The 10,894-nt window shown below is 70.1% G+C and carries 13 protein-coding genes; 4 read left to right on the top strand and 9 right to left on the bottom strand.

What is annotated here, in order from left to right; all coding sequences use genetic code 11:
• Positions 1-2: 2 nt before the first annotated feature.
• The 8 genes from AB0B98_RS20910 to AB0B98_RS20875 form a co-directional block, all read right to left on the bottom strand.
• On the bottom strand, positions 3-1,265 hold the full coding sequence (locus AB0B98_RS20910) for a hypothetical protein (protein ID WP_357364611.1): 1,263 nt from the start codon (positions 1,263-1,265) through the stop codon (positions 3-5).
• Positions 1,262-2,041 carry a SigE family RNA polymerase sigma factor gene (locus tag AB0B98_RS20905; protein WP_357364609.1) on the bottom strand — a complete coding sequence of 260 codons (780 nt, stop codon included), beginning with the start codon at positions 2,039-2,041 and terminating at the stop codon, positions 1,262-1,264. Before AB0B98_RS20905 ends, AB0B98_RS20910 begins: the two co-directional genes overlap by 4 nt.
• 103 nt (positions 2,042-2,144) lie before the next feature.
• Positions 2,145-3,020 carry a PH domain-containing protein gene (locus AB0B98_RS20900; RefSeq protein ID WP_238646470.1) on the bottom strand — a complete coding sequence of 292 codons (876 nt, stop codon included), beginning with the start codon at positions 3,018-3,020 and terminating at the stop codon, positions 2,145-2,147.
• A 6-nt stretch (positions 3,021-3,026) separates the two neighbouring features.
• Positions 3,027-3,185, bottom strand: coding sequence for a hypothetical protein (locus AB0B98_RS20895; RefSeq protein ID WP_007455302.1), 159 nt, complete (start codon positions 3,183-3,185; stop codon positions 3,027-3,029).
• A 116-nt stretch (positions 3,186-3,301) separates the two neighbouring features.
• The gene (locus AB0B98_RS20890; protein WP_341866340.1) at positions 3,302-3,979 is read right to left on the bottom strand and encodes a DUF6758 family protein; all 678 of its coding nucleotides are present in this window, start codon (positions 3,977-3,979) and stop codon (positions 3,302-3,304) included.
• A 79-nt stretch (positions 3,980-4,058) separates the two neighbouring features.
• On the bottom strand, positions 4,059-4,682 hold the full coding sequence (locus AB0B98_RS20885) for an RNA methyltransferase (RefSeq protein ID WP_238671367.1): 624 nt from the start codon (positions 4,680-4,682) through the stop codon (positions 4,059-4,061).
• Positions 4,683-4,733: 51 nt separating this feature from the next.
• The gene (locus AB0B98_RS20880) at positions 4,734-5,270 is read right to left on the bottom strand and encodes a hypothetical protein (protein ID WP_357364608.1); all 537 of its coding nucleotides are present in this window, start codon (positions 5,268-5,270) and stop codon (positions 4,734-4,736) included.
• Positions 5,271-5,363: 93 nt separating this feature from the next.
• The gene (locus AB0B98_RS20875; protein ID WP_030486570.1) at positions 5,364-5,879 is read right to left on the bottom strand and encodes a MaoC family dehydratase; all 516 of its coding nucleotides are present in this window, start codon (positions 5,877-5,879) and stop codon (positions 5,364-5,366) included.
• Between the two features lie 549 nt (positions 5,880-6,428).
• Between AB0B98_RS20875 and trxA the strand changes: the two genes are divergently transcribed.
• The 3 genes from trxA to AB0B98_RS20860 all read left to right on the top strand — a co-directional run bounded on the left by trxA (position 6,429) and on the right by AB0B98_RS20860 (position 8,351).
• Complete coding sequence (trxA, locus tag AB0B98_RS20870) at positions 6,429-6,791, top strand: thioredoxin (RefSeq protein WP_007455291.1); 363 nt, start codon at positions 6,429-6,431, stop codon at positions 6,789-6,791.
• Between the two features lie 151 nt (positions 6,792-6,942).
• Positions 6,943-7,383, top strand: a complete 441-nt coding sequence (locus tag AB0B98_RS20865; RefSeq protein WP_238671200.1) for a hypothetical protein — start codon at positions 6,943-6,945, stop codon at positions 7,381-7,383.
• Complete coding sequence (locus AB0B98_RS20860) at positions 7,380-8,351, top strand: HTTM domain-containing protein (RefSeq protein ID WP_357364606.1); 972 nt, start codon at positions 7,380-7,382, stop codon at positions 8,349-8,351. Before AB0B98_RS20865 ends, AB0B98_RS20860 begins: the two co-directional genes overlap by 4 nt.
• On the opposite strand, the gene AB0B98_RS20855 is transcribed toward AB0B98_RS20860, so the two are convergent.
• Positions 8,315-8,734, bottom strand: a complete 420-nt coding sequence (locus AB0B98_RS20855) for a DUF393 domain-containing protein (protein ID WP_109819716.1) — start codon at positions 8,732-8,734, stop codon at positions 8,315-8,317. The two genes, AB0B98_RS20860 and AB0B98_RS20855, sit on opposite strands and share 37 nt — an antisense overlap.
• Before the next feature lie 93 nt (positions 8,735-8,827).
• Between AB0B98_RS20855 and AB0B98_RS20850 the strand changes: the two genes are divergently transcribed.
• Positions 8,828-10,891 (top strand): intein-containing Rv2578c family radical SAM protein, encoded by a 2,064-nt coding sequence (locus AB0B98_RS20850; protein WP_357364604.1) that lies wholly within the window; start codon positions 8,828-8,830, stop codon positions 10,889-10,891.
• The last annotated feature ends 3 nt before the right edge of the window (positions 10,892-10,894 follow it).

The following is a 10,894-nucleotide window of genomic DNA, read 5'->3' as shown; positions in this document are numbered from 1 at the left end:
AGTCAGAAGCCGTCCACCAGGATCGGCCGCTCTCCGGCTGGCACGTCGGGCACCGCAGCGGGGTTGGCGGGCTTTCCCGCCCGCACCTGAGCGACGTCGACCCGGACCAGCTCGCCGGTGCCGTCGAGGTAGGATGCCTTGGTCTCGTCGCTCCACACGATCGCCCCGGTCATCGGCGGCCCGGCCGCAACGGCTGTCGCACCCGGCCCGAGCCGGTGAAGGTCGACCAGCAGGGACCGACCGGCAGCGCCGCTCCCCTCGTTGACCAGCAGCCACCGCCCGTCCGGCGAAACCGCGCCGACGCCGTCGGGGCTCAGGTCCGGGCCGCAGCCGGTGCGTACCGGGTCCAGGTGACGTGTCGGGGTGAGGATGGCGAGGCAGGTCCGGCCCGGATCGGTTGTGGTGACCTGGCCGACGAGCCGCCCGTCGGGCAGCCGCCCGTAGACGTTGAGGCTCTTGTGGTCGAGGGCGTCGGGCAACGGCCCCGCACCGGGCCGCCAGAGCGTGTGCCCGGCGCTGGCCCTGTCGAGCCGGACCAGCACGCTGTCACCGACGAACCGGACGGGTTCCGCCGCCGCCGGCACCGGGGTGCGCACCGACCCGATGAGTTGGGTGCCGACCACGCCCGCCATCAGGAGATCGCCTCCGTCGCGCCAGGCGACCTGGAGGCTGTCCGGGGCCAGGACGATCGCGCCGGCACCGGCGAGCAGCACCTGCACCAGCCCGTCGTCCTGCACCACCCACAGGGAGCGTCCTGCGGTGCTCGGCGCGCCGACCACCAGCCAACCGCCGCCGCTGGGCAGCCGCTGGACGCGTTCGGCCGGCCCTACGTCGGGCAGCGCCAGCCGCCGCCCGTCGGCGCTGACCAGCGTCTCGCCGACGAGAGGAGAGGTCGACGTCGTGGGCGAGGGGGCGGGGCCGGGAATGCTGGCCGTCGGGAGCGGTCGGTTGGTCGGGTCGGGGTCGCCGATCACGACGATGGGTGAGCCGTCCCGCCTGGTCTCGGCACCGAGCTGGGCCATGCCGGCGCTGAGCAGCACAGTGGTGACCGCCGCGAGGGCGAGGCCGGCGGCGGTGCGTCGACGCCGGATCCGGTTCGCCCGACGGATGGCCTGGCCGGCCGGATCGACGCTCAGTGGGCGGGCAAGGGCGACCTGGTGCGAGAGTATCTCCCGCACCGCACCTTCCAACTCGTCAGGCCGCACCTGGTATGAACGCTGCGGGCCGTCCGTCAGGTTGTCGCGCCGGCCTGGGAACTGACTCACTGCTGTTCCCCGGAGCCCGTGCCGACGGGCACGGCCGCCGGGGCGGTGGGCAGGACGACCTGCGGGTTGATGGCCCGCGGCACGGCGGGGCGCGGAGCGGTCGGTCGGGGCACGGGTGAGGCGGCCGCCCGTCCGGGACGGGGTGTGGCAGCGGCACCGGTGGCCGGGACTCGCCCGGTCCGGGAACCCGAGCCCGTCGTCCGGCCGGTGGCACCGGTCGTGGCCCCTGCACCGGCTGCGGCAGGCCGGCCGGCGATGCCGGCGGCGGCTGCCAGCTCCGGTGCGTCCGCGCCCAGTCGCCGACGCAGCGTGGCGAGCGCCCGGGATGCCTGGCTCTTCACGGTGCCCGGTGAAATGTCCAGCATCGCGGCGGTCTGCGCCTCCGACATGTCCTCGTAGTAGCGCAGCACCAGCACTGCCCGCTGCCGGTTGGGCAACTCCCGGAGATGCCGCCAGAGCAGGTCACGGTCAAGTTGCTGCTCGATCTCGTCGACGCCGGCCCGCTCGGGCAGGACCTCGGTCGGGCGTTCGCCGTGCCAGCGCCGCCGCCACCAACTTGTCGACGTGTTGACCATCACACGCCGGGCGTACGGCTCGACCGCCTCGATTCCGCCGAGCCGCTTCCACGCGAGGTAGGTCTTGGTCAGCGCCGTCTGGAGCAGGTCCTCGGCCGTGGCCCAGTCGCCGGTGAGCAGATAAGCGGTGCGTAGGAGCGCGGCGGAGCGGGCCGCGACGAACTCGCGGAACTGCTCCTCCAACGAGTCCTTGCTCGTCACCGCCCACCTCCACACCCCTGCCGTCCTGGCAGAGTGCCACGTCAGGGGCGCTCTGGTCCATGACGAAAGGTGCGCACTTGCTCCGATGTTCGGTCGAAAACCTTCACGCCCCGTCGTCGGCCTTGGCCTCGTCGGCCTCCTTGCCGAGCCGCGCCTCGACGGCCTGCGGCTCGTACATCTCCTCGACGACGCGCAGGTAGAGCTCGTTCGGGTTGGGCAGGTTCTTGATCTCGCGAAGCGCCTGCTCCTGGCCGGCGGACTCCAGCACGAAGGTGCCGTAGTTGAGCGCTCGACCGGTCGGGGTCTGCTCGTACTTCATGTCGGTGACCCGGACCAGCGGCATCATCGCCACCTTGCGGGTGACGATGCCGTTGACCACCATGACCCGCTTGTTGGTCAGGATGAACCGGTCATACCACCAGTCGGCGACCTTCCACGCCACCCAGCCCATCACCGCGAACCACAGCAGTACGGCGATGGTGGTCAACGCGCCGACGTCCTGGCCGGCGAGGAAGCCGGAGAGGTAGCCGAGCACGAAGGTCGCCGCGACGCCGATCAACAGTGGGTTGGTGAGGTGGATCCAGTGTCGCTTCCACTCGCCCCGGTAGCGCTCGGTGGGGAAGAGGTAGCGAGCCACCAGCGAACTGGGCTCGTCTTCCAGTGGCAGCACCCGCCGAGGGGTCGCGCCGGTCGCGTCGGCGCGCAACCCGGCCAGCTCGTCCTCGGAGATCTGCGGCGGCTGGTAGCTGGCCTCCGGATCACGGATCCACCCCCGACCGGAACGACCCTGGCCGGCATAGCCGGGCCCGTCGCCATAGCCGACGTCGTCCGAAAGGGACGGACCGTCGGACAGGCCGGGACCGGCCCCGTAGCCCGGGCCGTCATCAGGCCCGATCCGCGGGATCGGCTCGGTGTCGCGCTCGCGGCGCTCCCGGTCGGGGTCGTCCGGGTCGAAGGGTGGACCGGAGGGGCTGCCCATCGGCGGCTAGGCGACGAGGCTTGTGAAGAAGTCGCCAAACCCCTGGGCGATATCCATGATCCCGCCGCCGAGCGACTTGAACACGTCCGCCGCAGAGTTTGGCCGATAGGCGACGAAGAAGATCAAGAATGCGATTCCGGCCCAGGTGAGGACCTTCTTGACCATGGCGGGCCATCCTCTCGCGCGGCGCCGGGTCCCATTACCGCAGCGGCACCCAGAGTATCAGTGTGGTGTCGTACAGTGAATATCTGCGTCCGTTCTCCGTCAATCCGGAAGAGTTGTCAAGCTCTACCGGGTAGATACGGGGACGGTGCGCCGTACACGAGCTCGGGCGGAGTCCACTCGGTCAGGTCGTGTAGCACGACATCTTCCGCGAGCAGGTGACCCGCACTCGCCGGCCAGGCTATCGCATGGAGCCACATTCCCCGAGCTTCGCCGGCGTACGCGCTTCGATCCGTTGGTGAATTCACCAACCACAGTGGAGTGGGGTGCCCGCCGACCTTGATTTTCGCCTGTCCGACGTGGTCAGGGTGACCCGATCCCGGGTCGGTCAACGCGTCCACCAACTCCGGTCCCGGATCCGGGCCGGTCAGACCGGCGAGCCGGGTGCCCAGGCCGACACCGGGTTCCTCGGCCACGAAGACCAGATCGGCTGGACCGCCACCGAGGGGCGCGGGACCCGCGCAGGCCACCACAGTCGCCCGCACGCCCGTGCGGTCGTCCCCGGCGTACGCCACGCCGGTGAGTGTCCAACCGGGTGGCAGCGGCCACGGGCACCACAACGGTGTCACCGGTGGATCGCCGGTCGCGGTGATCCGTTCCACCACGCTCGCCACGATGTCCGCTCCGATGTGCTCGGGCACGTGCAACGGCGGCACCGGGCCACAGCGCACACACCTCGAGTCGGTGTTCATCAGATCCGGCGCCCGTACCGGGCCCCCGCATCTCGGACAACTCACCGCGACACTCACATCCCCACCGTCTCCCCGGACCGGCGGCACGTCAAGCCGGAACGTCCGATTCGGCACCGTACGTGGGTCAGTCCGGCGGCGTACCGGCGTGCGCGCGGATCCAGGCGTGCATGGCGATCCCGCTGGCCACGCCCGCGTTGATCGACCTCGTCGAGCCGTACTGGGCGATGGAGTAGAGCTGGTCGCAGGCGGCACGGGCCGGCGCGGAGAGGCCGGGGCCCTCCTGGCCGAACAGCAGCACACATTCCCGCGGCAGGGTGCCGGTCTCCAGCGGACGCGACCCGGGCAGGTTGTCGATGCCGAACACCGGCAACTGCCGCTCGACCGCCCAGGCGACGAACTCCTCGATCGTCTCGTGGTGCCGTACGTGCTGGTACCGATCGGTCACCATCGCGCCGCGCCGGTTCCACCGTCGCCGTCCGACGATGTGCACCTCGGCGGCGTTGAACGCGTTGGCGTTGCGCACGACAGTGCCGATGTTGAAGTCGTGCTGCCAGTTCTCGATCGCGACGTGGAAGCCGTGCCGGTGCCGGTCCAGGTCGGCGACGATCGCCTCGTGCCGCCAGTAGCGGTAGCGATCGACGACGTTGCGCCGGTCCCCCTCCGCCAACAGCTGCGGGTCGTAACGGCTGTCGTCGGGTGGGTCCCCCGGCCAGGGGCCCACGCCCACCTCAAGCTGGTCGTCGGTCACGGTCATCAGAGGGTACGGACCGCGTCGGCGCCCGTCGCGGAGACCTGCCGGTCAGCCCAGGTCGAGGGCGGCACCGAGCCGGTCCAGGAAGCGCCGGTCCGCCGGGCTGGCCGGTGGGTCGACCCGGCCCGCGCCGGTGCCGGGCACCGCGCGACAGACCCGGGCCGCCACCGACTGCACCCACTGGCGGTACGCGGCCGAGTCGGCGGGGTCGGCCCGCCGCCGGAGGACCCGGCTCGCTGCACGGCAGGCGGCCAGCAGGTCCACCAGGTCGGTGAGCCGCTCGGCGGGTTGCGGGGTGCCGTCGTGGCGGGCGTAGATCGTGGCGACCACAGCGCGGACCAGATCGCTGTCGGAGGCTCGGCCTGCGGCCACGGCATCAAGGCCGGCCAGGCCGGCCATCACTCCACGCTCCGTCCGGCCAGGACCGGGCGCTGCGGCGGCCACGAGAACCCGACCGGGCAGGCCGGTGAGCAGATCCCACTCGGCGGCGGAGTAGACGGCGGTGGTCAACGGTGCGGCTCGGCGGCCGGCAGAGGACGGCTCTCCCGCTACGGAGTGGCTCATCGAAACCTCCGGCGTCAGCATATGCCCCGCGACGGGAACAGGGCCCCTTCCCCAGCAGACCCGCTGTGGGGAAGGAGCCCCGGTGTTCGTCGACGGTCGAGCCCGCCGCGACCGTCAGCGCGGCTCGGGGAAGCTGGGCCGCTCCGGATCCACTCCGTCGGGCACCGCGGCGGCCGCGTACTCCCGCTTGGGGACCATGACCTTGCGCCGGAAGACGCAGACCATCGTGCCGTCCTGGTTGTAGCCGCGGGTCTCCACCGACACCACGCCCCGGTCGGGTTTCGAGCCGGACTCACGCTTGTCCAGCACAGTGGTCTCGCCGTAGATGGTGTCGCCGTGGAAGGTCGGCGCGACGTGCCGCAGCGACTCGACCTCCAGGTTGGCGATCGCCTTGCCACTCACATCGGGCACCGACATGCCGAGCAGCAGCGAGTAGATGTAGTTGCCGACCACGACGTTGCGCTTGAACTGGCTGGCCGTCGCGGCGTAGTGCGCGTCCATGTGCAGCGGGTGGTGGTTCATGGTGAGCAGGCAGAAGAGGTGGTCGTCGTACTCGGTGACGGTCTTGCCCGGCCAGTGCCGGTAGACCGCGCCGACCTCGAACTCCTCGTAGTAGCGACCGAACTGCATGCTGGTCCCTTCGACGGGCGGCGATGGAGTTCGGCACAGCATGCCTTACCGATGGTTAAGGCGACCGGCGGGGCGCGACGGCGGCGGAAATGTCACACCGGTCACTCTGCCTGGGGGGAGACGCAATGAGCGGCGGGGCCCTCCCCGGCACCCGCCGCCCACGCTCTGATGTGAGGAATTCTGCCCTACGCCTGCGTAGGTTCAACAGAGATCGCGGTCACATTTATCTTTTTGTAACACTACTGTGCGTGACGAAGCGGAGGTTGATCAGCGATCTCCGCAGGCCGGATACCTCCTCGTCAAGGCCCAAGTTACCGATTCGTAGAGCTCAATCGCGTGGATCTCCCTGGAAACGCTCCCATTACCGCAGGTCACGCAAGTGCGTCATGCACTTGCGTTCCGCAGGTCGGGTGTGAACAGATGCCTGTCGATGGTCCCCGGCACCCCCCGGCAGCCCGATGCACGTTTCGTGCCCCACCACCCGGGAATTCGATACGGTCAGCCCTGGTTCTACGGGACGTAGATAAACCGCGGTGATCGGAGAGTGCAATGGCAACCGTTGAGCTGACCTCGACCAACTTCGACGAGGTGACCGGCAACGACGGCATCGTCCTGGTCGACTTCTGGGCCGACTGGTGTGGTCCGTGCAAGCGGTTCGCCCCGGTCTACGAGCGCTCCTCGGAGAAGCACCAGAACATCGTCTTCGGCAAGGTCGACACGGAGGCTCAGCAGGAGCTGGGCGCCAAGTTCGACATTCGCTCGATCCCGACGATCATGGCGATCCGCGACGGCGTCATCGTCTTCGCTCAGCCGGGCGCCCTTCCCGAGTCCGCGCTGGAGAACCTGATCGAGCAGGTCGAGGCGCTGGACATGGACGACGTCCGCAAGCAGCTGGCCGAGCACAACCACTGAGTCGTCCCCACGACGACACGCGAGGCCGGGCCCGATGCGGGCCCGGCCTTCGTCGTACCCTTAACTCCCGCATGATCACCTGCCTGGTCAGGCCGAACTGGCCGTCGGAGGGACCCGAGGCCGTCGGTACATCCCGTATCGTCACGACCCGATGGAGAACCTGACCACCCGCGGGCGCGTGACCCGGCTGGGCGCTACCGCACTGGGCCTCGCCCTGCTCGTCGTCGGCACCTTCTGGGGCGGCGACGACGACTTCCCGTTCGGCCCGTTCCGGATGTACTCCACCTCCAACCCGCCGAACGCACCTGCGCCCGACACCCGCGTCGAGGGGGTGAACAGCTCCGGGGCGGTGATCGACCTCGACCAGAACGCGACAGGCATCCGGCGCGCCGAGATCGAGGGTCAGCAGGCCCGATACGCCGCCGACCCGACGCTGCTCACCGAGGTCGCCGACGCGTACGCCGAACGCCACCCGGACGCCCCCGCGCTGGTGGAGGTCCGCATCGTCATCCGCTGGCACGGGATCCGCGCCGGCCGACCGACCGGCAGCCACACCGACCAGACCGTCGTCCGCTGGCAGGCCACCCGATGACCCGCTGGCTGACCGAGGCCGTACCTCGGGGGCGGGTGGCCGCCTTCCGCACCGTGGTCTACCTGTTCGTCGCCGCCGATCTGGTGATCTTCACCCCCTGGGTACGCACCCGGGTCAGCGTGCCCGGCGACCTCTACCAGCCACTCCTGATCGGCCGCCTGCTCCCACTGCCGACGCCAACCGAGACGCTGGTGACGGTGATCTTCTGGGCGTTGCTGCTGCTCGCCCTCCTCGCCGCCACCGGACGAGCGCCCCGGCTGCTCGGCTGGGCGGTGTGCGCGCTCTACCTGGAGTGGATGATCATCGCGATGAGCTACGGAAAGGTCGACCACGACCGGTTCGGGCTGCTCGTCGCACTGGCAGTGCTGCCCACCGCCGGTCGCGCCCGACACGGCGACACCACCCGCACCGAGGCCGGTGGCTGGGCGCTACGCGTCACCCAGATCGCGGTGATCTGCACGTACTTCTTGGCCGCCTTCGCCAAGCTGCGCTTCGGCGGTCTGGACTGGCTGACCGGCTCGGTCCTGGCCCGCGCGATCATCCGGCGCGGCACCGACCTGGCGGACCTCATCGCCCAGGTGCCGTACCTGCTCATCGTCGCCCAGTTCGGCATCGTGGCGTTCGAGCTGCTCAGCCCGGTGGTCTTCTTCCTGCCGCCCCGTTGGCGACACGCCATGGTCGGCTTCTTCTACTCGTTCCACGCGGTCACCATCGCGACCATCACGATCTCGTTCGCGCCGCACCTGGCCGCGATGACCAGCTTCCTACCGCTGGAGCGGGTACGCCCGTTGGTCTGGGGTCGCCGGCTCGTCAGGCGTGGCTCTCCCGAGGCGGCGACGACGGATGCCCCGCAACCGCGCCGCGCCGATGTCGACCCGACGCCGGCCGACCCGGGCCCGGTGGCAGCCGGCGCGGGGCCGGCGCTCGACGATCAGGCGCCGGTGGTCGGGCGACCGGCCGGCCCGTAGAGCCGCTCCCGGGCCTCCTGGGGCAGGGAGCAGGCCGCCGTGCCACCGGGAAGTCGGTGCCGGTTGCGCGCCACCCAGCGGTACAACGGCCAGGCCGCGACGCGTACCGGAGGAATCCGCAGGCCGGCGCCGGCGACCCGCCAGAGCGGACCACTCGCGGCGAGCAGCTTCGCGATGGCGTCCGGGCCGGCCGCGCGTGAGCCGTCCGCGCCGACCCACTGCACTGCCTCCTCGCACTCGGCCACTGTGAGGCCGAGCGCGTCCAGGTCGGCGAACTGCCAGGGCACCACCCGTGCGGCGGTGGGGATGCGGCGCTCGATGAACTCCGCACAGCTCGTGCAGAACGCGCAGTCCCCGTCGTAGACGAAGGTCGACGTCTCCATGGCGTCCATCCTCCCCTCTCCGACCACCCGGACGCCCACCGGTGTACGGCGGGTCACTTGCGCTCATCTCGTACACGTGTTCGAATAGTGCCCATGCGCTGGGACAACCTCACCGCTCCCCCGGTCGAGGGAGACCCCGAGCGGGCAGCGCCAGCGACGCCACCCCTGCCGCTGGCGCTGCCCGGCGCCGTCGCCCGCACCTTCGACACCCCCGAGTTCGCCGGGATGACCTTCTACGAGGTGCAGGCCAAGTCCATCCTCAACCGGGTGCCCGGGCAGTCCCGCGTCCCGTTCGAGTGGACGATCAACCCGTACCGAGGCTGCTCTCATGCATGTGTTTACTGCCTCTCGGGCGACACCCCGATCCTGATGGCGGACGGTCGCACGAAGCCGATCAGCGAACTGGAGCCAGGCGACCGCATCTACGGGACCGAGCGGCGCGGCGCCTACCGTCGATACGTGATCACCACCGTCCGCGACAAATGGTCCACGGTGAAGCCGGCCTACCGGGTCACCTTGGGAGACGGCACGACCCTCATCGCCAGCGGAGACCACCGGTTCCTATCTGAACGTGGGTGGAAGTACGTCACCGGGTCCATGCAAGGCAACGCCCGACGCCCTTATCTGACCACCAACAACCGTCTGATCGGCACCGGTCGTTTCGCCGAAGGGCCCAAGGAGTCACTCGACTACCGCCGAGGCTACCTCTGCGGCATGATCCGCGGAGATGGAAACCTCGGCACCTATTCGTACTCGTACGGGGTGGTGCATCGGTTCCGGCTGGCATTGGCCGATGACGAGGCATTGAGCCGCAGTCAGCGGTACCTCGCCCTCGAAGGGATCACAACGCAGCGTTTCACCTTCACGCGGGCCAGCACCACGCGACGTGCGATGACCGCCATCCGCACCTCGAAGCAGCGGGACACCGAGACGATTGGTGGGCTTATCCGCTGGCCGGTCGAGCCCAGCGACGACTGGCGCCTCGGCTTCCTGGCCGGCATCTTCGACGCGGAGGGCAGTTGCAGCAAAGGCGTCCTGCGCATCAGCAACAGCGACGACGCCATCCTCGACCAGACGACTGCAGCACTGCGCCATTTCGGGTTCGCCTGCGTGCGGGAAGACCGCGGCCGACCCAACCGTGTGCGGGAGATCAGGCTGACCGGGGGCCTCGCCGCCCGGCTCCGGTTCTTTCACCTGACCGACCCTGCCATCACTCGGAAGCGGTCGATCGACGGTGACGCGCTCAAACATCAGGGCGCCCTCCGGGTTGTCGGCATCGAGGCACTCGGGCTTGAACTGCCGCTCTGGGACATCACCACTGGCACCGGGGACTTCATCGCCAACGGAGTGGTCAGCCACAACTGTTTCGCCCGAAACACGCACACCTATCTCGATCTCGATGCTGGCGCGGACTTCGACCGCAAGGTGATCGTCAAGGTCAACGCCGGCGAGCTGGTCCGGCGGGAGCTGGCCGCGCCGCGCTGGCGGGGCGCGCACGTGGCGATGGGCACCAACGTGGACTGCTACCAGCGCGCCGAGGGTCGGTACCAGCTGATGCCGCAGATCATCGGTGCCCTGCGAGACTTCGCCAACCCGTTCTCGATCCTCACCAAGGGCACGCTGATCCTGCGCGACCTGCCGCTGCTGCGCGAGGCCGCCGAGGTGACAACCGTGGGCATCTCCTTCTCGGTGGGGTTCGTCGACGAGCACCTCTGGCGCACCGTCGAGCCCGGCACACCGCACCCACGCCGCCGACTGGACGCCGTCCGGGCACTCGCCGACGCCGGCTTCTCCGTCGGCGTGCTGATGGCCCCGATCCTGCCCGGCCTCAGCGACAGCGACGAGTCGATCGACACCACCGTCTCGGCGATCGCCGCCGCCGGCGCGACGAGCGTGACCGCCCTGCCCCTGCACCTGCGCCCCGGCGCCCGGGAGTGGTACGCGCACTGGCTCGCCCGCGAGCACCCGCACCTCGTCCCCCGCTACCGTGAGCTCTACCGGGCCGGTGCGTACGCGCCGCAGGCGTACCAGCGGGAGTTGACCGCACGGGTGCGGATCGCCGCCCGCCGGCACGGGCTGCACCGCGGGGAGCGGGGCGACAACCGCAGCCTGCCCGAGCCGCCGCCGTCTACGGCCGAGCAGCTGACGCTGCTGTAGTCG

The sequence above is a fragment of the Micromonospora sp. NPDC048947 genome (genome assembly GCF_040649495.1).
Classification (GTDB): Bacteria; Actinomycetota; Actinomycetes; order Mycobacteriales; family Micromonosporaceae; genus Micromonospora; species Micromonospora alfalfae.
The sequence above is the reverse complement of the archived record's forward strand: the minus strand, read 5'-3'. Positions and strand labels throughout refer to the sequence as shown.

Excerpts from the sequence above, each read along its gene's own strand:
- AB0B98_RS20900 (WP_238646470.1), bottom strand. The coding sequence starts at position 3,020 with ATGGGCAGCCCCTCCGGTCCACCCTTCGACCCGGACGACCCCGACCGG.
- AB0B98_RS20895 (WP_007455302.1), bottom strand. The coding sequence starts at position 3,185 with ATGGTCAAGAAGGTCCTCACCTGGGCCGGAATCGCATTCTTGATCTTC.
- AB0B98_RS20850 (WP_357364604.1), top strand. The coding sequence starts at position 8,828 with ATGCGCTGGGACAACCTCACCGCTCCCCCGGTCGAGGGAGACCCCGAG.
- AB0B98_RS20855 (WP_109819716.1), bottom strand. The coding sequence starts at position 8,734 with ATGGAGACGTCGACCTTCGTCTACGACGGGGACTGCGCGTTCTGCACG.
- AB0B98_RS20880 (WP_357364608.1), bottom strand. The coding sequence starts at position 5,270 with ATGCTGACGCCGGAGGTTTCGATGAGCCACTCCGTAGCGGGAGAGCCG.
- AB0B98_RS20865 (WP_238671200.1), top strand. The coding sequence starts at position 6,943 with ATGGAGAACCTGACCACCCGCGGGCGCGTGACCCGGCTGGGCGCTACC.
- trxA (WP_007455291.1), top strand. The coding sequence starts at position 6,429 with ATGGCAACCGTTGAGCTGACCTCGACCAACTTCGACGAGGTGACCGGC.
- AB0B98_RS20875 (WP_030486570.1), bottom strand. The coding sequence starts at position 5,879 with ATGCAGTTCGGTCGCTACTACGAGGAGTTCGAGGTCGGCGCGGTCTAC.
- AB0B98_RS20860 (WP_357364606.1), top strand. The coding sequence starts at position 7,380 with ATGACCCGCTGGCTGACCGAGGCCGTACCTCGGGGGCGGGTGGCCGCC.